Here is a 19247-nt window from a genome sequence, read left to right on the forward strand (position 1 = left end):
CAGTGCGCCTGATCAGATCAGGCCTGCGGTGCCTCCGCGAAGTTGCGGGTGACCGCCGGGTCGACCGGGATGCCCGGGCCCGTCGTCGTGGAGACGGTGACCTTCTTGATGTAGCGGCCCTTGGCGGCCGACGGCTTGGCGCGCATGATCTCGTCGTAGGCAGCGCCGTAGTTCTCGGCCAGCTTGGCCGGGTCGAACGAGGCCTTGCCGATGACGAAGTGCAGGTTCGCAGCCTTGTCGACGCGGAAGTTGATCTTGCCGCCCTTGATGTCGTTGACGGCCTTGGTGACGTCGGTGGTCACGGTGCCCGTCTTCGGGTTCGGCATCAGGCCGCGGGGTCCGAGGACACGCGCGATACGGCCGACCTTGGCCATCTGATCCGGGGTGGCGATCGCGGCGTCGAAGTCCAGCCAACCGCCCTGGATGCGCTCGATCAGATCCTCGGCGCCGACCTCGTCGGCACCGGCGGCGGTGGCCTCGGCGGCCTTGTCGCCGGCGGCGAACACGATCACGCGGGCAGTCTTACCGGTGCCGTGCGGCAGATTGACGGTGCCTCGAACCATCTGGTCTGCCTTACGGGGGTCGACGCCCAGCCGGATCGCGACCTCGACGGTCGCGTCGGTGTTCTTCGACGACGTGTCCTTGGCCAGTTCCACAGCCTCCAGCGGGCTGTACAGCTTGGTCTTGTCGACCTTCTCGGCCGCGGCCGCGTAGGCCTTGCTCTTCTTGCTCATTGCTCTGTTCCTTCTCCGCCGTCAGTCGGCGGGGTGTGTGGTGCGGGCCGAGCCGGCCCTCCCACGGTGATGATGAGGTCTGTCAGCCTTCGACGGTGATGCCCATGGACCGAGCAGTACCGGCGATGATCTTCGCGGCCTGGTCGATGTCATTGGCGTTCAGGTCTTCGGCCTTGGTCTTGGCGATCTCACGGACCTGGTCCATGCTCACCTTGCCGACCTTGTTGGTGTGGGGCTCGCCGGAGCCCTTCTGGAGGCCGGCGGCCTTCAGCAGGAGCTTCGCAGCCGGCGGGGTCTTCAACTTGAAGTCGAAGGAGCGATCTTCGTACACGAAGATCTCGACCGGGATGACGTTGCCGCGCTGCGACTCGGTCGCCGCGTTGTACGCCTTGCAGAACTCCATGATGTTCACGCCGTGCTGACCGAGCGCCGGACCCACGGGCGGGGCCGGGTTGGCCTGGCCTGCCGAGATCTGGAGCTTGATGATCCCGGCGAGCTTCTTCTTCTTGGGAGGCATCTTCTGTTCCTTGCTTGTTTCCTTGCGAATTCACGCCCGCTGGAGACGTGAAAGTTCTGGGTTGGTGGTCCGGCCCTAGATCTTCTCGACCTGGTTGAACCCGAGCTCGACTGGCGTCTCGCGACCGAAGATCGACACGAGGACCTTGACCTTGCGCTGCTCGGCGTTGACCTCGCTGATCGACGCGGGCAGCGTGGCGAACGGGCCGTCCATGACGGTGACCGACTCGCCGACCTCGAAGTCGACCTCGATGACGTTCGACGCGGCGGCAGCTGCGGCCTCGACGCCCTCGGCGGCGGCACCACGCGACGCGGCGGGCTTCTTGGCCTCGGTCCGCGGCATCAGGAACTGCAGCACCTCGTTGAGCGAGAGCGGCGACGGCTTGCTGGTCATCCCGACGAAACCGGTGACACCCGGCGTGTTGCGCACGGCGCCCCACGATTCGTCGTTGAGTTCCATGCGGACGAGGATGTAGCCCGGCAGCACCTTGCGGTTGACCTTCTTGGGCTGGCCGTTCTTGATCTCGGTGACCTCTTCGGTCGGCACCTCGACCTGGAAGATGTAGTCGCCGACGTCGAGGTTCTGCACGCGGGTCTCGAGGTTGGCCTTGACCTTGTTCTCGTAACCGGCGTAGCTGTGGATCACGTACCAGTCGCCGGGCGCGCGCCGGAGCTGCTTGCGCAGTTCCTCAACCGGATCGACCTCGGCCTCTTCCACCGGGACCTCGTCGGCGGCGGCCTCGTCGACCGGGACCTCGTCGGCATCCTCGGAGACGGTGTCCTCGGCGGGGGCCTCGTCACCCTCGACGACCGCGTCGTCGGCGACCGCGTCACCCTCGGTGTCCACCGCGTCGGTCACGGCCGCGTCGACAGCGTCGACGTCGGCAGCAGCCACGTCGACGGAATCGGTCGAGGCGAGTTCGTTCTCCGGGGTGCTCACTGCAGCCCACGCTCCTTATGGTTCATCTGGCGGTCGTATTCCTCGTCGCCGGCCGAGCCCACCGCGTGGGTCAGCCGAACAACCAGAGCACGCCCTTGGCGAAGGCGAGGTCGAGGCCGGCAATGAACGCGGTCATCACGATGACGAACACGAGCACGACGATCGTGTAGGTGATCATCTCGCGCCGATTAGGCCAGATGACCTTCTTCAGCTCGGCGACGACCTGCGTCAGGAAGACCCAGATCCGTACGAACGGATTCCGGCTCTCCTCGGCAGACGCCTTCTTCTTGGTCTTGCGTTCCTTGACGGCGACCGACCCCGTGTCGGAGTCGGCGTCACCGTCGGTTGCACCCGCCGCCGAGCGACGTCCGCGAGCCGAGCGCTTACCGGACGGACGCAGCTCCTTCGCGGTTCCGGTCGACGTGTCGTCGTCCGTACCCGCGTCGATGGCCTCGTCGCGACCGTCGAGCTCAGCCGCGGCCGAATCGGCCGCAGAACCCTCTGCGGCGTCTTTGGCGCGGGCGGCCCGGTCTCGCTTGCTCAACTTCGCGGTCCTCTCGTCAGCGTGTGCCCTTCACCAGGGCAGGGGCGACAGGACTTGAACCTGCAACCTGCGGTTTTGGAGACCGCTGCTCTGCCAATTGAGCTACGCCCCTTTGCGACGCCCGCCACCGGAGTGGTCGGCGTTGCCGTCCTTCTCGATCCGGCCTCGCGGCCCGTCGACGTTTCGTCGCCGACAAAACCAACGCGCCACCCTATGGGTAGCGCGCAAGTCTGAATCAATCAGACACTTCAGTGTAGATCACCGGGGCGGTGGACCCAAAACGGGCTCGCCTCCGCTCCCCCGACGACCGTACACGCCACCCGTCCGTGAGCCGCCCGAACGGCTCGCGACCGGTCGATCAGTTGAACTGGATGACGGCCTGCGCGCGTCCGAAGATGCGGCGATCGCCCTGCTTGGCGGTGATGGCGATGGTCCCGCGGCGGGTCGCGGGATCGAGCGACTTCACCTTGCCGGTGAAGTCGACGGCCGCGCTGTCGTCGGCCGGGACGTACACCGGGCTGGTGAAGCGCACGTTGTACTCGCAGAAAGCCGCCGGGTCACCGATGAACTCGGAGACGAAGCTCGCGCCGAGCCCCATCGTCTGCATGCCGTGCGCGACGACGTCGTCCATGCCGGCCGCGTTCACGACGTGGTCGGAGAAGTGGATCGGGTTGGGGTCGCCGGCCACGCCCGCATAGTTCGCGAGATTGCCGCGCGTCAACAGGTAGCGCTTGGGCGTGAGTTCCTGACCCACCGTGAGCGTGTCGAAGTCGACGGCACCGAAGGCGCCCGGCGACTGCGTCGGGTCGGGGAGGTCGTAGCGACCCGCCTTCGGCTCGACGGTGTGCCCGGATTCGCCGATGGCGTCGACCTTGATCATCACGTGGTCGAGGGAGGCCTCGAGTTCCGGGTCGACGTCCATGCCGGGACGCGCGGCCAGGGAGGTCCACGTGGTCATGACCGGCTCGTCGTGCTGGTTCCAGATGACGTTCTTGGTGACCATCAGGTCGATCATCTCGGGACTGCTCACGTGCCGGAACGACTCGAGCGAGACGTCGCAGATCAGGCGGTCCCCGACCTTCATCGGCTGGTGGTAGACCAGCCGCTGGTCGGTCTGCATGATCTGCCACATGTCGTAGCCGGTGACGACGTCTTCGAAGAGCTTGCGCTGGGCGATGATCCCGAGCACCGACACATAGGTCGGCGCGGCGATCAGGCGGTCGTGACCGAAGGCCCGGGCGCCCTCCTCGCTCCAGTGGGTCGGGTGCGCATCCTGCACCGCCATCGCGTGCTTACGGATCTCCTCGCGGCCGATCTCGTAATAGTCGTCGACCGTGTAATGGAAGCCGACAAGGCTCTGGGTGTGGGCGGCGATCTCGTCGGGGGTCGGCTTCGCGCCACCGTTCGACGCCTCGTCCGGACGATCCTGGATCTCGGCTCCGCTTACCTGTGACATTGAGCTCTACTCCTTCGGCCGACACAGCAAGACGGGCTGCCTCATCGAGAGGCAGCCCGCTGCTGGTGGTACTTCGAAACGGCCGACGACGGCGTCAGCGCGATTCCTTGTGCCCCTGGTGCTTGCCGCAGTTCGGGCAGAACTTCTTGATCTCGAGGCGATCGGGATCGTTGCGGCGGTTCTTCTTCGTGATGTAGTTACGGTGCTTGCACACCTCGCAGGCCAAGGTGATCTTGGGGCGAACATCTGTTGAGGAGGCCACTTGATTGCCTTCTTTCGGGTGGTACGTGGTCGGGTTCGGAAGTTCCCTCAGGGCTTGCGACCCTTGCGCTCGGTTCCGGTCGGACCCGATGTGTAGCGGTGGAGGGACTCGATCCCTCGACCTCACGATTATGAGTCGTGCGCTCTAACCAGCTGAGCTACACCGCCCCGCGGACTTCTCGTCCAGCGAGCCCCCTGACGGAATCGAACCGTCGACCTTTTCCTTACCATGGAAACGCTCTGCCGACTGAGCTAAGGGGGCGTGCCCCGGGCGGTTGTGCCCGAGAGCCTTAACGAGGTTACACACTCGCGTCTGCGCTAGACAAATCGCTGGTCGGAGACCGTCTGTAGAGCAGTTTCGCGAGATTGGACCACGCTGTGGCAGGTATAGGATTCGAACCTATGTAGCTTGCGCGACGGATTTACAATCCGCTCCCTTTGGCCGCTCGGGCAACCTGCCGTGCCGCTCTTCCGGCCACCGTGACGGCCGTACGAACAACGCCGTGAAGAATACAACGAACACCGCATCAACGCGCAAACCGGCTGGTCAACAGGCCGGGACATGGTCGTGGCACAGGCGTCCCACTGCGACCCCCACTCCTGCTACTGTGGCTGCGTTCTGACACGGGGTGCTCCGCGACGCGGGGCTGAGATGAGACCCGAGAACCTGTCCAGGTAATGCTGACGAAGGGATGTCATGTCTGTGCATGCGCACTTGCCGGTCTCCGGCCGATTCTCCGACCACCTCTGGGAGGAGACGAAGGGGTTGCGGACGGCGATCGACGACCTCGAGTTCCTGCGGCGGCTCGGCGACGGGACGCTGCCACTCGAGGTGTTCCGCACCTATATGGAGCAGGACTCGCTGTACCTGGCCGGGTACGCGAAGGCGCTGGCGATCCTGGCGTCGAAGTCCCCCGACCCGCAGACCGCGGGGTTCTGGGCGAACTCGTCGGCCACCGCGGCCACCGTCGAGTCGGCGCTCCACGGCGACCTGCTCAACGGCGGCCAGCTGCCTCCGCGTGAGGGCGAACCCGAGCCGTCGCCGGCGTGCCTGGGGTACGTGTCCTACCTGACGGCCGTCGCCGCGACCGAGTCGTATGCGGTCGGCGCGGCCGCGGCCCTGCCCTGCTTCTGGATCTACGCGGAAGTCGGCCGGGCCCTGGCCGCGAGTGCCGCCCAGGTGCTCGCCGCCGACCCGAACCACCCCTACGCGCAGTGGGTGACCACCTACGACGCCCCGGAATTCCAGGAATCCGCCTCGCGGGCAAGGGAACTCGTGGACGAGGCCGCGGCGCACGCCGGCGAGCGGGAGCGGGCCGCGATGGCCACGGCGTTCACCGTCGCCACCCGGTTCGAGCTTCTGTTCTGGGACACCGCGCTGAACCCGCAACCGTGGCCCGCCGCATGAGCGCCCGCGCGCGCCGCCTCCTCACCGTGCTCGCCGCCGCGGTCGTCGCGTCGTCGGCGATCACCGCGTGCGGTTCGGGCGCCGGTTCGGACGGCAGCATCCGATTCGCGCTCGACTGGTCCCCGAACACCAACCACACGGGCTTGTTCGTGGCGCAGCAGCGCGGCTGGTTCGAGGAGGCCGGACTCGACGTCGAGATCCTGCCGTACAACAACACCGCCGTGGACACCATCGTGGACGCGGGCAACGCCGAGTTCGGGATCAGCACCCACAACTCGTCGACCTTCTCGCGGGCATCGGGCGCGCACACCATCTCCGTGTTCGCGCCGCTGCAGAAGTGGGCCACCGGCATCGGTGTCCGCGCCGATCGCCGCGACATCACGAGCCCGAAGGACCTCGACGGGAAGACATACGCCGGTTTCGGCGACCCGGGCGAGGAGAAGACCCTCGAGCAGGTGATCCGAAACGACGGCGGCACCGGCGAGTTCACCTCGGTGACCCTCGGGACCTCGGCATACGAGGCGGTCTACTCCGGTCAGGCCGACTTCACCGTCTCCTATCTCGCGTGGGAGGGCATCGAGGCCGAGCATCGCGGAACCCCGATGAGGTACTTCCACTACACCGACTTCGGATTCCCGGAGGCATACGCGATCGTCGTCGACGCCAACGAGGACTGGCTGGCGGACAACCCGGACCGCGCGGCGGCCTTCGTGACGGCGCTGCAGCGCGGTTACCAGGCAGCGGCCGACGACCCGGACGCGGCGGCCCGCGACCTCCTCGCCGCCAACCCCGGTGCGTTCAACGACGAGCAGTTGGTGTTCGAGAGCCAGCGCATGCTCGCCGGTCAGTACATGAAGGACGCCGACGGCCGGGTCGGGCGACAGACGCTCGAACAGTGGGCCGGGAACTCCGGGTTCCTGTACCGCAGTGGTCTGCTGACCGGCCCGGACGGGGCGCCGCTCACGACCGAGCCGGACTGGTCGACGTACTTCACCAATGACTACCTCGACACCCCTCGGTAGCACCGGCCTGCGTCGCATCGCGCCCGCGCTCGTCGCGGTGGTCGTCCTGGTGGCGGTCTGGCAGGTCTACGTCGACGTCAGCGGGATCCGGCCGCAGGTGCTGCCGTCGCCGTCGCGCGTCGTCGCGCAGGGTTGGTCGCACCGCGCGGAGATCGGGGTGCACGCCGCGGCGACGCTGCAGGTGACCCTGATCGGGTTCACGGTCTCAATGGTCCTGGCCTGGCTGCTGGCCATCGTCGTCGACTTCTCGCCGGCGCTGCGACGGGCGTTCGTGCCGTTGTTCGTCGCCTCCCAGACCCTGCCGATCATCGCGATCGCACCGCTGATGATCATCTGGTTCGGCTTCGGCCTGCTCCCGAAGGTGCTGGTCATCGCCCTGGTCACGTTCTTTCCGGTGGCGATCGGCCTGATCGAGGGATTCGCCGCCACCGACCGCGAGGCCGGCGCGCTGATGCGCAGCATGGGGGCCACCCGCCGCCAGGTCTTCCGCTACGTGCGGCTCCCGTCCGCGCTACCGAGGTTCTTCACCGCGTTGCGGATCGGCATCACCTATGCGGTGGTGGGCGCCGTGTTCGCCGAGTACGTCGGCGCCACCCAGGGGCTCGGCATCTACATGAGCCTGCAGAAGAACTCGTTCCGCACGGACCTGGTGCTCGCGGCCGTGCTGGTGACCGCGCTCCTGAGCGTCACGCTGTACCTGCTCACCTTCGCCGTCGAGCGGATCGTCGCGCCCTGGGCCCGCGCCGAGGACCGGAACCACCATGACTGACCACCGGCTGGTCCCGGACCACCGACTTGTCGTCGACCGGCTCACCAAGTCCTTTCCCCGACCCGGACGCGGACAACCTCGCCGGGAGGTCCTCGACGGGGTGTCGTTCACCGCCGAGCCCGGCGAGTTCGTCTCCGTCATCGGGCCCAGCGGATGCGGCAAGAGCACCGTCTTCGGCCTGCTGGCCGGACTCGACGTCCCCGATTCCGGCAGCGCGTCCGTCGGCTCCGAACCCGCCGTCGCCGGACACTGCGCGTACATGCCACAGAAGGACCTGCTGTTCCCGTGGCGCACCGTGCTGGACAACACCATCCTCGGCCTCCAGGTGCAGGGCGTGCCGACGAAGGAGGCCCGACGCCGGGCCGCGGACCTCTTCCCCGCCTTCGGACTCGCCGGATTCGAAGACGCCCGCCCGTTCCAGCTGTCCGGCGGGATGCGACAGCGCGCCGCACTCCTGCGCACCGTCGTCTCGAATCGCGACCTGGTGCTGCTCGATGAGCCGTTCGGCGCCCTCGACTCACTCACCCGGACCGAGATGCAGACGTGGTTGCAGTCGGTGTGGCAGCGCTATCGGTGGACGGTGCTGATGATCACCCACGACGTCCGCGAGGCCGTCCACCTCTCGGACCGCGTGATCGTGCTGTCCGCCCGCCCGGCCACCGTGGTCCACGAGGTGCGTGTCGACCTCCCGCGCCCGCGCGATCCGGCGGGGCTCACCGCTCCCGAGTTCGTCGCCCTCGAGCGAGAACTGCTCGAGGTGCTCCACGACGAGTCACGTCGTGCCCTCGCCGAGCAGGCACAGCGTCGGACGTCCCGGTAGACCCCCGCGGCCGCCCACTTGCGCTGATCGCCATGACATACCCTGTCGGACATGGCTGATTCATCGTTCGACGTGGTGAGCAAGGTCGACCGGCAAGAGGTCGACAACGCCCTGAACCAGGCTGCCAAGGAGTTGTCGCAGCGGTACGACTTCCGCGGCACCAACACCGGCATCGAGTGGTCCGGCGAGGAGAACATCGTGATCACCTCGGACGCCGAGGAGCGCGCACAGGCGGGCCTCGAGGTGTTCAAGGAGAAGCTGATCCGACGCGACATCTCGCTGAAGGCCTTCGACGCCGGCGAGGTCGTCGGCTCGGGCAAGACCTTCAAGATCACCGGCTCGCTGGTGCAGGGCATCGACTCCGAGCACGCCAAGAAGATCTCCAAGAAGATCCGCGACGAGGGGCCGAAGGGCGTCAAGGCGCAGATCCAGGGCGACGAGCTGCGCGTGTCGAGCAAGAAGCGCGACGACCTGCAGGCCGTCATCTCACTGCTCAAGGGCGAGGACTTCGGTATCGCCCTGCAGTTCGTCAACTACCGCTGACCCGCCCGGTCGGTGGGTCGGCGGCACCGAACCCCGACCGTCGGAAACCCAGACGGGCGCTGCGTCGTTTGACCGGATGAGGCGCCTGCACTCCGCGGCCGGCACCGGGTTCGCCCGGGCCGCCCGCGGAGCCCGAGACCCGCGGCGCCGGACAGACGAGGACCCGATGCATTTCAACGGATTGAAGACGGCGGCTCTGCTGGGTCTGATGTCGGCGATCATCGTCGGCATCGGCGCACTGTTCCAGAGCCCGCTGATCCTGTGGGGATCGGTGATCGTCGCCGTCGGCATGAACGCCTACGTCTACTTCAACAGCGCCAAGATGTCGCTGAAGGCGATGCACGCGCAACCGGTCACCGAACTGCAGGCACCGGTCATGTACCGGATCGTGCGTGAGCTGGCGACCACGGCACACCAGCCGATGCCCGCCCTCTACATCTCCCCCACCGAGTCGCCCAACGCGTTTGCGACCGGCCGCAACCCGAAGAACGCCGCGGTGTGTTGCACCACCGGCATCCTGCACCTGCTCGACGAGCGCGAGCTGCGCGCCGTGCTGGGCCACGAGCTGTCCCACGTGTACAACCGCGACATCCTCATCAGCTCGATCGCCGGCGCGATGGCGGCGGTGATCAGCGGCCTGGCCAACTTCGCGATGTTCATGGGCGCGTTCGGCGGGCGGGACAACGCGCCGAACCCGCTGGCGATGCTGCTCATCGCGCTGCTGGGACCGATCGCGGCCACCCTGGTGAAGCTGGCCGTCTCCCGCTCACGCGAGTTCCAGGCCGACCAGTCCGGGGCCGAACTCACCGGGGATCCGCTCGCACTCGCATCAGCGCTGGCGAAGATCTCCGGCGGGGTGCAGGCCGCGCCGCTGCCGCCGCAGCCCGACATCGCGGCCCAGTCGCACATGATGATCGAGAGCCCGTTCCGCACGACCGACCGAATGGCCAAGATGTTCGCCACCCACCCGCCGACCGCGGAACGCATCCGCCGCCTGCAGGAGATGGCCCGCGACGGTCGCTGAGCCGGCTGAGCAGAGATCCTGCCGGTCGACCCCTCAGCCCACGCGTTCGATCGTGTAGTCCACGAGCGACGCCAGGGCACGGTGGGCCGGCGACTCGGGGAGTTCGGCCAGCATCGCGTGCGCCTCGTCGGCGAACTCCTGCAACTTCGCCCGGGCGGCGGTCATACCCGCCGACGAACCGAGCAGTTCGATCGCCTCGGCGACCTCGGCGTCGTCGGTGAGCGGCCGGGCGGCGCCGTCGGCGGCCACCAGGAGTTCGCGCAACCGGGCCGACGTCGCGTCGTCGCCCGTGAGCGCGTACAGGACCGGCAGCGTGTGGACGCCTTCGCGAAGGTCGGTACCCGGGGTCTTGCCCGACTCCACCGACACCGAGCTGATGTCGATGATGTCGTCGGACACCTGGAAGGCGACTCCCACGATGTCGCCGATGCGGGAGAGCCGCTCGATGTCGTCGGGCTCGGCCCCGGAGGCCATCGCGCCGAAGCGGGCGGCGGCGGCGATCAGCGAGCCGGTCTTCTCCCAGACGACCTGCAGGTAGTGCTCGATGGGGTCGGCGCCGGGTTTGACCCCGACCGTCTCCCGCATCTGGCCGGTGACGAGTTCGGCGAACGTCTCGGCGATGATGCGCACCGCCTCGGGGCCCAGCGTCGAGACGAGTCGCGAGGCGCGCGCGAACAGGAAGTCACCGGACAGGATGGCCACGCTGTTCGTCCAGCGCGCGTTGGCACTCGCCGCACCGCGGCGCATCGCGGCCTCGTCCATCACGTCGTCGTGATAGAGCGTGGCGAGGTGGATCATCTCCACCACCGTCGCCGAGGTGATGACATCGTCGGAATCCGGGCGCGGACCGAACCGGGCCGCCAGGATCGCGAACATGGGCCGGAACCGTTTGCCACCGGCCTTCGCGAGGTGGGTCGCCGCCTCGGTCATGACCTCGTCACCCGACGAGAGTTCGGCGAGCAACAGATCCTCGACCCGCTGCAGCGATGAGCGCACCGTATCGGCGAACTCATCCGACACCAGGTCAACCCCGGCGAATGTGGACTTCACGGAAACGCGGCCCCATCTCGTCTGATCCGGCAACTACTCGACGGCGGACACGCGACTGCCGCGTAGACCCCACCTGCTGCGAGCCTAGCCCGTCGGGGGTCCGGACATACTGGTCGGGTGAGCACGGACACGACGCCTCCTTTCCCCGATTCCGCCGATGTCCTCGTCGTCGGTGCCGGACCGGGTGGATCGGCGGCGGCCGCCCATGCCGTCGCCGCCGGCCGGGACGTGGTCCTCGCCGACGCCGCGGTGTTCCCGCGCGACAAGACGTGTGGCGACGGCCTCACGCCGCGGGCCGTCGCCGAACTCGACGCGCTGGGGCTCGGCGCACTCCTCGACGATCGTCCGCGCATCGACGGACTCCTGCTCAACGGCTGGGGCGCACGCCAGCAGGTCCGGTGGCCCTCCGGCCGGTTCCCCGCCTACGGCAGCGCGGTGGCACGCACCGAGTTCGACGACGCCATCCGTACGCATGCGGTGTCGGTGGGAGCGCGAATGATCGAGGGCGCCAAGGCCATCGGCGTCGAGATGGACGGTGACCGGGTGGGCGCGGTGACCTTCGCGACGCCGGCGGGCACACACACGATGCGGGTCACCGACCTCGTCGTCGCCGACGGCGTCCGTTCGGGAATCGGCAAATCGCTGGGGCGGCAATGGCATCGGGACACCGCCTACGGAGTCGCCGCCCGGGCGTACGCACCGTCGGCACGCGCCGACTCGCACTGGATGGGGTCGCACCTCGAACTCCGGGGACCCGACGACGCACTGCTGCCCGGGTACGGCTGGGTCTTCCCCCTCGGGTCGGCCGGGGGCGGACAGGTCAACGTCGGCGTGGGCGCGCTCGCGACGTCGAAACGCCCGGCGCACATGGCACTTCGACCGATCCTCGAGCACTACGCCGCGATGGTGCGCGACGAGTGGGCTCTCGACGGCCCACCCGTCCGGATCACGTCCGCCCTGCTGCCCATGGGTGGTGCGGTGTCCGGTGTCGCGGGGCGCAACTGGATGCTGATCGGCGACGCCGCCGCGTGCGTCAATCCGCTCAACGGCGAGGGCATCGACTACGCCCTGGAGACCGCCCGGCTCGCCGTCGAACTCCTCGGCACGGACGACTACACCGACCGGTGGCGCGATGTGCTGGTGGAGCACTACGGGCTCGCGTTCTCTGCCGCCCGCCGTCTCGCCGGCCTGCTCACCATGCCCAAGACCGTCCCCACCCTGGGCCGGCCCGGCATCCGGTCGCCGCAACTGATGTCCATGGTGGTGCGGGTCATGGGCAACCTGATCACCGCCGAGGATGCCGACCTCGTGGCCCGGGCCTGGCGCACCGCCGGGCGGGTCTCCCGGCAGGTCGACCCGCGCCCGCCCTTCTCGTGAGAGGGGCCGCCGGGCCGCCAACCCGGTGGCGCTTTGAGACGATCGGGCTGTAGTGTTCCAACACGTGTGGCCGCGGCCACAGCTGTGACAGAATCAGGCCACCCGTCGACCCAGGAGATGGAAGATGTCCGCCGCATCCACTCTCGCCACCCGAGCCAAGCACGCCGTCCAGAACCGCCTGGCACAGCGCTACCACCTGCGCGGCGAGATCGACCGCATGGATGCCGTCGGTGACCCGACCGCGATTGCCCGCGCCCTGGGCACGCAGGAATTCCCGTGGGGCATCACACAGGCGTTGAGCTTCGCCCTGTTCCGCACCTACGCGGTGCCGTCGATCGGCGACCTCCTGTACAAGACCAGCCAGTTCACCGAGTCGACGCAGAAGCGCTACGACGACACGGTCCTGCTGCTCGACGCCCCGATCGAGCACGGGGTCGACAGCCCGGCCGGACGGGCCGGCATCCGGCGCATCAACCAGATGCACGGCATGTACGACATCCCCAACAGCGACTTCCTCTACGTGCTGGCCACTTTCGTCGTCTGCCCGGTCGAGTGGGTCAACTCCTATGAGTGGCGCTCACTGACCAACCACGAGATCCTCGGCCTCACCAACTACTACCGCCGGCTCGGCCAGTTGATGGGCATCAAGGACATCCCCGAGACCTACGACGACTTCAAGACGTTCTACGACGAGTACGAGACCGCCCACTTCGCCTTCAGTCCCGACTCCCTGGCCGTCGCCGACGCCACCCTCGACCTGCTCGGCACGTTCATGCCGTACAAGCTGCTGCCGCGGGCGGTGGTGCGTCGGATGTCGTTCGCGCTCATGGACGATCGGCTCCTCGGCGCGTTCGGATATCCGAAACCGACCGCGGTCGAACGGGTCCTGGTGCGCGGCGGGCTCAAGGCTCGCGGTCTCGCGATCCGCCTCTTCGCGTCACCCCGCACCGAACCGCTCTTCGGTCGCCAGACGAAGCAGGTTCGCAGCTACCCCGGCGGTTTCCGCATCGACGACCTCGGCACCTTCGCGCCCGGGTGCCCGGTGTCGCACGACGAGACCCCGCGGGCCGCGAACCACTAGGCCCGCGCCGAGTGGATCGCGGCGATCCCACCGGTCATGTTCTCCCACCGCACCCCGGTGAACCCGGCGTCGCGGATGAGGTCGCCCAGCGCGAACTGGTCCGGCCACGCCCGGATCGACTCGGCGAGATAGACATACGCGGCCGGGCTGCTCGACACCTTGGTCGCGACCGCGGGCAGCGCCTTCATCAGGTACTCCATGTACACCGTGCGGAACGGCTTCAGCGTCGGCGTGGAGAACTCGCAGATCACCAGTCGTCCGCCGGGTTTGAGTACCCGACGGAGCTCGGCGAGCGCCGTCGGGACGTCGTTGACGTTGCGCAGGCCGAAGGAGATGGTGGCGGCGTCGAACGAATCGTCGGCGAACGGGAGCGACAGAGCGTCGGCGGCGACCTTCGGCACGTCCCGATGCGCACCGGCCTTGAGCATGCCGAGCGAGAAGTCCGCGGCGATGCAGTGCGCCCCCGAGGAGGCGAGTTCGACGGTCGACACCGCGGTGCCCGCCGCGAGGTCGAGGACGACGTCGCCCGGGCGCAGGTCGAGTGCCCTTCGGGTCTTCTTGCGCCAGCCGCGATCCCGGCCGAACGACAGGACCGTGTTGGTGAGGTCGTAGCGGCGTGCGACGCCGTCGAACATGGCCGCGACCTCGGCCGGGTCCTTCTCCAGACTTGCCCGGCCCACACTCCGGCCCAGACCCGCTCGTTCCGGTGGTGTCGCACCCGTCGATGACATGCCGATCACGCTACCGGTCGTTCGGGCCAGGACCGCCGTGAGGTGCGTCGCCTCGCCGGGCGGTCGGCCGCCACCTCAGGCGGGCCGCCCCACCTCGGTGACGACTCCGCGGCCCGTCACGCGCGCGTAGTGGCCGACGAGCTCCGCGCACACCGACGGCCAGGTGCGCGCACGCACGGCCTGTACCGCGGCTCGGCCGAACGCCGCCCGGACCGACTCGTCGTGCAGGGATTCGACGATCGCGGGCAGCTCCTCGGCGAAGCGTCCGACCTCCAGCAGATATCCGGTCCGGAACGCCGACACCAGGTCGCGGGGGCCGCCCGCGTCGGGACCGATCACGGGCAGACCGCTGGCCATCGCCTCCTGGATGGCCTGACAGAACGTCTCGTGTTCGCCGGCGTGCACGAAGACGTCGAAGCTCGCGTACGCGCGGGCCAGCGCCTCCCCGCGCAGTTCACCGGTGAACACCGCATCCGGCATCGCGCGCTGGAGCCGGTCCCGCTCGGGGCCGTCCCCGACGATCACCAGTTGCACGCGCGGGTTCCCCGACAGTCCGGCCAGGCGCTCGACGTGCTTCTCCGGCGCGAGCCGACCCACGAACCCGACCACCAGTGCGTCGCGGGCGGCACCCAGCCAGTCGGCGCGCAGCGACGGGTCGCGCTTGTCCGGCGAGAAGAGTCCGACGTCGACGCCGCGACCCCAGCGCGCGAGTCGCGGTATGCCGTGGGCGGCGAGGACCTCCAGCGTCGCGGTCGACGGCGCGAGGGTGAGGTCGCACATCTCGTGCAGCCGGCGTGTGTAGCGCCAGGCCAGCTTCTCCACCGCGCCCAGCCGGTAGGCCGCCGCGAACCCCGCGACATCGGTCTGGAACACGGCCACCACGGGCACGCCGAGCGCCCGGGCGGCGACGGCGCCCGCGGCACCCACCACGAACGGTGATGCCAGGTGGACGACATCCGGTTCGAAGTCGCGCAAGGTGCGGTACAGCAGCGGCGACGGCACTCCCACCGGGAGCGAGGTCACCCGCGGCACCTGCACCGCGGGCAGCAGGTGCACCGGGGTCCGGCGGCCGACCATCCGCGGCCCGCCCGGCACGCCACGCGGGGTGTCGGGTGCGATGACGACCACGGTGTGGCCGGTGGACTCGAGATGGTCGACAACCCGGAGGACGGAATTGACCACCCCGTTCATCTGGGGCAGGAAGCTCTCGGCGACGATCGCGACGCGCATGCTCGCGATCGTCCCCCGCAGAATTGACCGGACCACACGGCGCACGTGTCGGCCCACCCAATTCAGGATGAACGGTGCGTTGCCCTCCGACCGGGCACAGTGGAGGCGTGGTCGACACGCACCTCCTGCTGCTGAGCCGCTGGCTCACCCCCGTCCCGCAGTTCCTCACCCCGTTGACCGGGCCGGGCTGCCGCATCGGTTACGTCCCCACCGCGTCGTCGATCTACACCGACCACGCGTGGCTCGACCTCGAGCGGGACACCCTTCGGCAGCAGGGTTTCGAGGTGACCGACCTCGATCCGGAACTGACCGGGTCAGCCGTCTTCGCCCGGGAGCTCGCCGGGGTCGACGCGGTGTTCGTCGCCGGCGGCAACACCTTCCATCTGCTCGGGGCGCTGCGGCTGGCGGGTGCCGACCGCACCCTCGTCGACGCGGTCCGCGCCGGCCTCCCCTACATCGGGGTCAGCGCGGGCGCCGCGGTCGTCGGCCCCGACATCGCTCCCCTGTCGTTGCTCGACGATCCCGCCGAGGCCGCACCCCTGACCTCGACCGCGGGCCTCGGACTGATCGACACCACGGTGATCCCGCACGCGGAGGGCACCGTCGGGGGTCGCGGACCGATCGAGGCGACGAGGCAACGGTTCGGCGCCGAGCACCGGCTGCACTTCCTGACCGACGCCGAGGCGATCGTCGTCGCCGGCGGAGACCTCAGGGTGATCCCGGGCTGACCGTCTCGTCCCGGTCGGCCGCGGCCGGGTCCCGGTCTGCCGCGTCGCTGTCGGCGTCCTCGGCGACAGCATCGTCGGCGACAGCACCGTCGGCGGTGCCGCGACGGGCCCAGCGGCGACTGGACTCCGCGACCCCGACCATCAGCAGGCCGATGACGAGCCACGCTCCGACCATCACCGACAGGGCGGGGATGATGGACAGCACCGCGGTGCGACCGGTCGGGCGGGCGAGATCCGGGTTGTAGACCGCATAGTCGACGCTGATGCGCTGTCCCTCGCTCAGCTCGGTCGGATACAGCAGCCCGAAGCGGGGACTGTGGAACGAGCCGTCGGGTGTCTGGAAATTCACCGCGGCGTGCAGGCTGTCCACGGACACGACCTCGGCCATCACGGTCGCCTTGCTGGCCTCGATCGTCGCGTCGTTCTTGAAACAACCGGCGATGAGCGTCATCGCCATGAAGGTGATCGTCACGCCGACGACGAGCAGGCCGAGCTGCACGCGTCGCTGGATCACCGGATTCATGCCGTTCAGACTAGCGGGCACCGATCCCCCGGCGTCCGGACCGACCGGTCGCGCACCGCCGGGACGCACCGACAGCCCTACCGCAGTCGCGCTGCGATCGCCGCGTGCACGGATCGCAGCCGTTCGCGGTCGGTGGCGACCTCGACGACCTCGATCCCGCCGGGAGCAGGATCCTCGGCGAGCACCGCGCCGAGCTCACCGACCCCGACCCGACGATGCGGGATGTGGAAACCCGCGCACATCGACGCGATGTCGGTCCGATGCGGGGTCCCGAAGACCCGCTCGTAGGCCCCGGCGTACAGCCCGGTGTTGTAGCGCGGGTCGCCCTGTTCGAGCAGACCGAAGATCCCGCCGCCGTCGTCGTTGGCGACCACGATCCGCAGCGACGACGGGCGCGGCTCGCCCGGGCCGATGACCAGACCGGTCGCGTCGTGCACGAAGGTCAGGTCGCCCATCAGGGCGATGGTCCGCGCGCCGGCCTGATCCCGGTCACGTGCCATGGCGGCACCGATCGCCGTCGAATTGGTCCCGTCGATACCCGCGACCCCGCGGTTCGAGAGGACCCGCACCCCGTCGGTGATCCGGCCGGCCAGGGCGATGTCCCGGATGGGGTTGCTGGCGCCGACGACGAGTTGGTCGCCGGCGGCCATGGCGTCGCTGACCGCCCGTGCGACGTGGAGCCCGGTGGCCGGGCCCGGCTCGTCGAGTTCGGCGGTGACGGCGAAGGCCGCCCGCTCCTGTACCGCCGCGCACTCCTTGAGCCAGTCCTCGCGCGGCTCGCCGACGACCTCGATCCGGGTGCCGGTCGCGTAGACGTTGCCGGAGACGTCGGGCCAGCGCGGACCGGTGGTCAGCGCGTAGACGCGGACCTCGGGGTCGGCGAGCAGGCGGGACACCCCGCGGTGCAGCGTCGGCCGACCGCAGATGATCGCCTGCTGGGGCCGGACGGAGTTCAGGCCCAGCGGATGCAGCGGCGTCACCGGCCGCGGTGCCGTCGGTTCGGCGACCGTGGGGATCCCAGCGAGGCCCGGATGGACACCCGACCCGTGCCCCGACACGACCACGGTGTCCAGCGACAGGTCGATCGGCAGCGGGACGTCGAGCTTGCCGACGGGCGCCTGCGTCCAGGGCAGTCCGCCGGGCCGGCCGGAGAAGGAGCCGAGGTCGGTCGACGGGTCGGGGCCGGCCAGTTCGTCCGGGTCGGGGACCAGCGGTTCGCGCAGCGGGATGTCGAACTGAACGGGTCCGGCGTTGCCGGTACGCGCGCCCCGGGCGGCGGCGAGCACGCGACCGACCGCCGAGCGCCACTGGCTGTTGGTGTCGAGATCCTGTTCGGCGAGGCCGAGACTGATCGCCGCGCGCACCTGGGTCCCGAAGATGCCGAACTGTTCGACGGTCTGGTTGGCGCCGGAACCGAGCAGCTCGTACGGCCGGTTGGCGCTGACGACGACCAGGGGCACCCGCGCATAGTTGGCCTCGAAGACCGCCGGTCCCATGTTCGCCACGGCGGTGCCGCTGGTCATCACGATGGGCACGGGCTGCCCCGACGACACCGCGAGCCCCAGAGCCAGATAACCCGCCGATCGCTCGTCGATCCGCACGTGCAGACGCAATCGCCCGGCGGCGTCGGCGGCGTGGAGGGCGAAGGCGAGCGGCGCGTTGCGCGACCCCGGACACAGCACGGCCTCGCGGACACCGCCGCGGATCATCTCGTCGACGATGACCCGGGCCTGCAGTGTGGACGGGTTGGGCCCGGGGGCGTTCTGGGCCGGTCGGTTCATCCCACAAGCCTAGTGCTCTCCCGAGTCCCCACATCGCGGCGGGGAGCGGCGTTACCCTCGTCACGTGGGCTTTTACGACGATCGAGTCCTGCCGCACCTCATCGAGCGCACCTGCGGAATGGCGGCGTTGACCCCGCTGCGGGCGCGGGCCTGCGCGTCGTTGTCCGGCCGGATGATCGAGATCGGCTTCGGCTCGGGCCTCAACGTCGGCGTCTACCCGGCCGGGCTCACCGAGGTCGCGGCCGTCGAGCCGTCGACCGTCGGATGGTCGATGGCCGCCGACCGCGTCGCCACCTCCCCCGTGCCCATCGAACGCGCCGGACTCGACGGCCAACGACTGCCGTTCGACGACGACTCGTTCGACGCCGCGCTCACCACCTTCACCCTGTGCACCATCCCCGACCACCAGGCGGCGCTCGCCGAACTCCGCCGCGTGCTGCGTCCGGACGGACAACTCGGATTCCTCGAACACGGTTCCGCCCCCGACGCCCGCGTCCGGCGGTGGCAGCGCCGACTCGAACCGATCCAGAAACGCGTCGCAGGCGGCTGCCATCTCACCCGCGACGTACGCGCCGAGCTCACCGCCGCCGGCTTCGCACTCGGGCCGGTCGATGCGTTCTATCAGCCCGGCGTACCGAAGCCGTTCGGCGCGCTGACCGTCGGGACCGCCCGGCCGGTCTGAGGTCCCGCTCGCTCCGCTCCCGGCGGC

Annotated in this window: 21 protein-coding genes, 4 tRNA genes and 1 riboswitch; of the genes, 10 read left to right on the top strand and 15 right to left on the bottom strand. The window is 69.1% G+C overall.

The window, feature by feature from the left end; all coding sequences use genetic code 11:
- Positions 1–17 precede the first annotated feature (17 nt).
- The 10 genes from rplA to JW364_RS08950 form a co-directional block, all read right to left on the bottom strand.
- Positions 18–734: a 50S ribosomal protein L1 gene (gene rplA / locus JW364_RS08905; RefSeq protein WP_065629251.1), complete on the bottom strand. Its 717-nt coding sequence runs from the start codon at positions 732–734 to the stop codon at positions 18–20.
- An 82-nt stretch (positions 735–816) separates the two neighbouring features.
- Positions 817–1251, bottom strand: a complete 435-nt coding sequence (gene rplK, locus JW364_RS08910; protein ID WP_004021736.1) for a 50S ribosomal protein L11 — start codon at positions 1249–1251, stop codon at positions 817–819.
- Between the two features lie 75 nt (positions 1252–1326).
- Complete coding sequence (gene nusG, locus JW364_RS08915) at positions 1327–2190, bottom strand: transcription termination/antitermination protein NusG (protein ID WP_165630503.1); 864 nt, start codon at positions 2188–2190, stop codon at positions 1327–1329.
- A gap of 70 nt (positions 2191–2260) precedes the next feature.
- The gene (gene secE / locus JW364_RS08920; protein ID WP_068970021.1) at positions 2261–2734 is read right to left on the bottom strand and encodes a preprotein translocase subunit SecE; all 474 of its coding nucleotides are present in this window, start codon (positions 2732–2734) and stop codon (positions 2261–2263) included.
- A 39-nt stretch (positions 2735–2773) separates the two neighbouring features.
- Positions 2774–2846 (bottom strand) — tRNA-Trp (locus JW364_RS08925).
- Between the two features lie 246 nt (positions 2847–3092).
- The gene (locus JW364_RS08930; protein WP_065629247.1) at positions 3093–4190 is read right to left on the bottom strand and encodes a fused (3R)-hydroxyacyl-ACP dehydratase subunits HadA/HadB; all 1098 of its coding nucleotides are present in this window, start codon (positions 4188–4190) and stop codon (positions 3093–3095) included.
- Between the two features lie 94 nt (positions 4191–4284).
- Positions 4285–4452 (bottom strand): 50S ribosomal protein L33, encoded by a 168-nt coding sequence (gene rpmG, locus JW364_RS08935; protein ID WP_045823858.1) that lies wholly within the window; start codon positions 4450–4452, stop codon positions 4285–4287.
- Between the two features lie 93 nt (positions 4453–4545).
- Positions 4546–4619 (bottom strand) — tRNA-Met (locus tag JW364_RS08940).
- Positions 4620–4640: 21 nt separating this feature from the next.
- Positions 4641–4713 (bottom strand) — tRNA-Thr (locus JW364_RS08945).
- Between the two features lie 117 nt (positions 4714–4830).
- Positions 4831–4911, bottom strand: a tRNA-Tyr gene (locus JW364_RS08950).
- A gap of 155 nt (positions 4912–5066) precedes the next feature.
- Positions 5067–5161: riboswitch (TPP riboswitch) on the top strand.
- On the opposite strand from JW364_RS08950, the gene JW364_RS08955 reads away from it, so the two are divergent.
- From JW364_RS08955 to htpX, 6 genes are all read left to right on the top strand, one after another.
- Positions 5149–5859, top strand: coding sequence for a TenA family protein (locus JW364_RS08955; protein WP_068970022.1), 711 nt, complete (start codon positions 5149–5151; stop codon positions 5857–5859). (Overlaps the previous riboswitch by 13 nt.)
- On the top strand, positions 5856–6881 hold the full coding sequence (locus JW364_RS08960) for an ABC transporter substrate-binding protein (protein WP_058253355.1): 1026 nt from the start codon (positions 5856–5858) through the stop codon (positions 6879–6881). Before JW364_RS08955 ends, JW364_RS08960 begins: the two co-directional genes overlap by 4 nt.
- Positions 6856–7650 carry an ABC transporter permease gene (locus tag JW364_RS08965; protein ID WP_078113040.1) on the top strand — a complete coding sequence of 265 codons (795 nt, stop codon included), beginning with the start codon at positions 6856–6858 and terminating at the stop codon, positions 7648–7650. The genes JW364_RS08960 and JW364_RS08965 overlap by 26 nt, the downstream gene beginning before the upstream one ends.
- Positions 7643–8470, top strand: coding sequence for an ABC transporter ATP-binding protein (locus JW364_RS08970; RefSeq protein ID WP_078113039.1), 828 nt, complete (start codon positions 7643–7645; stop codon positions 8468–8470). The genes JW364_RS08965 and JW364_RS08970 overlap by 8 nt, the downstream gene beginning before the upstream one ends.
- 51 nt (positions 8471–8521) lie before the next feature.
- On the top strand, positions 8522–9013 hold the full coding sequence (locus tag JW364_RS08975; protein WP_058253332.1) for a YajQ family cyclic di-GMP-binding protein: 492 nt from the start codon (positions 8522–8524) through the stop codon (positions 9011–9013).
- A 166-nt stretch (positions 9014–9179) separates the two neighbouring features.
- A complete protein-coding gene (gene htpX, locus JW364_RS08980; RefSeq protein ID WP_078113074.1) occupies positions 9180–10037 on the top strand; it encodes a zinc metalloprotease HtpX in 858 nt (285 codons plus the stop codon).
- Positions 10038–10070: 33 nt separating this feature from the next.
- Here the strand turns inward: htpX and JW364_RS08985 are convergent, their stop codons facing one another.
- Complete coding sequence (locus JW364_RS08985) at positions 10071–11087, bottom strand: polyprenyl synthetase family protein (protein WP_068970024.1); 1017 nt, start codon at positions 11085–11087, stop codon at positions 10071–10073.
- Between the two features lie 117 nt (positions 11088–11204).
- On the opposite strand from JW364_RS08985, the gene JW364_RS08990 reads away from it, so the two are divergent.
- Both JW364_RS08990 and JW364_RS08995 read left to right on the top strand, forming a co-directional pair.
- Entirely contained in the window at positions 11205–12464 is a 1260-nt protein-coding gene (locus tag JW364_RS08990) for a geranylgeranyl reductase family protein (protein ID WP_058253334.1), read from the top strand.
- Between the two features lie 124 nt (positions 12465–12588).
- Positions 12589–13545, top strand: coding sequence for an oxygenase MpaB family protein (locus tag JW364_RS08995; RefSeq protein WP_078113037.1), 957 nt, complete (start codon positions 12589–12591; stop codon positions 13543–13545).
- Here the strand turns inward: JW364_RS08995 and JW364_RS09000 are convergent.
- Together JW364_RS09000 and JW364_RS09005 are read right to left on the bottom strand one after the other, a co-directional pair.
- On the bottom strand, positions 13542–14276 hold the full coding sequence (locus JW364_RS09000; protein WP_058253357.1) for a demethylmenaquinone methyltransferase: 735 nt from the start codon (positions 14274–14276) through the stop codon (positions 13542–13544). The genes JW364_RS08995 and JW364_RS09000 overlap by 4 nt on opposite strands.
- Before the next feature lie 75 nt (positions 14277–14351).
- On the bottom strand, positions 14352–15506 hold the full coding sequence (locus tag JW364_RS09005; RefSeq protein WP_058253336.1) for a glycosyltransferase family 1 protein: 1155 nt from the start codon (positions 15504–15506) through the stop codon (positions 14352–14354).
- Positions 15507–15613: 107 nt separating this feature from the next.
- Between JW364_RS09005 and JW364_RS09010 the strand changes: the two genes are divergently transcribed.
- On the top strand, positions 15614–16234 hold the full coding sequence (locus tag JW364_RS09010; RefSeq protein WP_058253337.1) for a Type 1 glutamine amidotransferase-like domain-containing protein: 621 nt from the start codon (positions 15614–15616) through the stop codon (positions 16232–16234).
- Here the strand turns inward: JW364_RS09010 and JW364_RS09015 are convergent.
- Positions 16215–16757 carry a hypothetical protein gene (locus JW364_RS09015; protein WP_058253358.1) on the bottom strand — a complete coding sequence of 181 codons (543 nt, stop codon included), beginning with the start codon at positions 16755–16757 and terminating at the stop codon, positions 16215–16217. The genes JW364_RS09010 and JW364_RS09015 overlap by 20 nt on opposite strands.
- Before the next feature lie 77 nt (positions 16758–16834).
- Positions 16835–18538, bottom strand: coding sequence for a 2-succinyl-5-enolpyruvyl-6-hydroxy-3-cyclohexene-1-carboxylic-acid synthase (gene menD, locus JW364_RS09020; RefSeq protein WP_159370194.1), 1704 nt, complete (start codon positions 18536–18538; stop codon positions 16835–16837).
- A gap of 64 nt (positions 18539–18602) precedes the next feature.
- Between menD and JW364_RS09025 the strand changes: the two genes are divergently transcribed.
- Positions 18603–19220, top strand: coding sequence for a class I SAM-dependent methyltransferase (locus tag JW364_RS09025; protein WP_058253339.1), 618 nt, complete (start codon positions 18603–18605; stop codon positions 19218–19220).
- Positions 19221–19247: the final 27 nt, after the last annotated feature.

Origin of the sequence: Gordonia sp. BP-119 (genome assembly GCF_016924115.1) — a bacterium.
GTDB lineage: Bacteria > Actinomycetota > Actinomycetes > Mycobacteriales > Mycobacteriaceae > Gordonia > Gordonia hongkongensis.

What these genes read in the sequence shown, in the direction of transcription:
- JW364_RS08995 (WP_078113037.1), top strand. Translation starts at nt 12,589, where the DNA reads ATGTCCGCCGCATCCACTCTCGCCACCCGAGCCAAGCACGCCGTCCAG.
- JW364_RS08930 (WP_065629247.1), bottom strand. Translation starts at nt 4,190, where the DNA reads ATGTCACAGGTAAGCGGAGCCGAGATCCAGGATCGTCCGGACGAGGCG.
- JW364_RS09005 (WP_058253336.1), bottom strand. Translation starts at nt 15,506, where the DNA reads ATGCGCGTCGCGATCGTCGCCGAGAGCTTCCTGCCCCAGATGAACGGG.
- JW364_RS08955 (WP_068970022.1), top strand. Translation starts at nt 5,149, where the DNA reads ATGTCTGTGCATGCGCACTTGCCGGTCTCCGGCCGATTCTCCGACCAC.
- htpX (WP_078113074.1), top strand. Translation starts at nt 9,180, where the DNA reads ATGCATTTCAACGGATTGAAGACGGCGGCTCTGCTGGGTCTGATGTCG.
- JW364_RS09000 (WP_058253357.1), bottom strand. Translation starts at nt 14,276, where the DNA reads ATGTCATCGACGGGTGCGACACCACCGGAACGAGCGGGTCTGGGCCGG.
- JW364_RS09015 (WP_058253358.1), bottom strand. Translation starts at nt 16,757, where the DNA reads ATGAATCCGGTGATCCAGCGACGCGTGCAGCTCGGCCTGCTCGTCGTC.
- rplA (WP_065629251.1), bottom strand. Translation starts at nt 734, where the DNA reads ATGAGCAAGAAGAGCAAGGCCTACGCGGCCGCGGCCGAGAAGGTCGAC.
- rplK (WP_004021736.1), bottom strand. Translation starts at nt 1,251, where the DNA reads ATGCCTCCCAAGAAGAAGAAGCTCGCCGGGATCATCAAGCTCCAGATC.
- JW364_RS08975 (WP_058253332.1), top strand. Translation starts at nt 8,522, where the DNA reads ATGGCTGATTCATCGTTCGACGTGGTGAGCAAGGTCGACCGGCAAGAG.
- menD (WP_159370194.1), bottom strand. Translation starts at nt 18,538, where the DNA reads ATGAACCGACCGGCCCAGAACGCCCCCGGGCCCAACCCGTCCACACTG.
- JW364_RS08960 (WP_058253355.1), top strand. Translation starts at nt 5,856, where the DNA reads ATGAGCGCCCGCGCGCGCCGCCTCCTCACCGTGCTCGCCGCCGCGGTC.
- JW364_RS08965 (WP_078113040.1), top strand. Translation starts at nt 6,856, where the DNA reads ATGACTACCTCGACACCCCTCGGTAGCACCGGCCTGCGTCGCATCGCG.
- JW364_RS08970 (WP_078113039.1), top strand. Translation starts at nt 7,643, where the DNA reads ATGACTGACCACCGGCTGGTCCCGGACCACCGACTTGTCGTCGACCGG.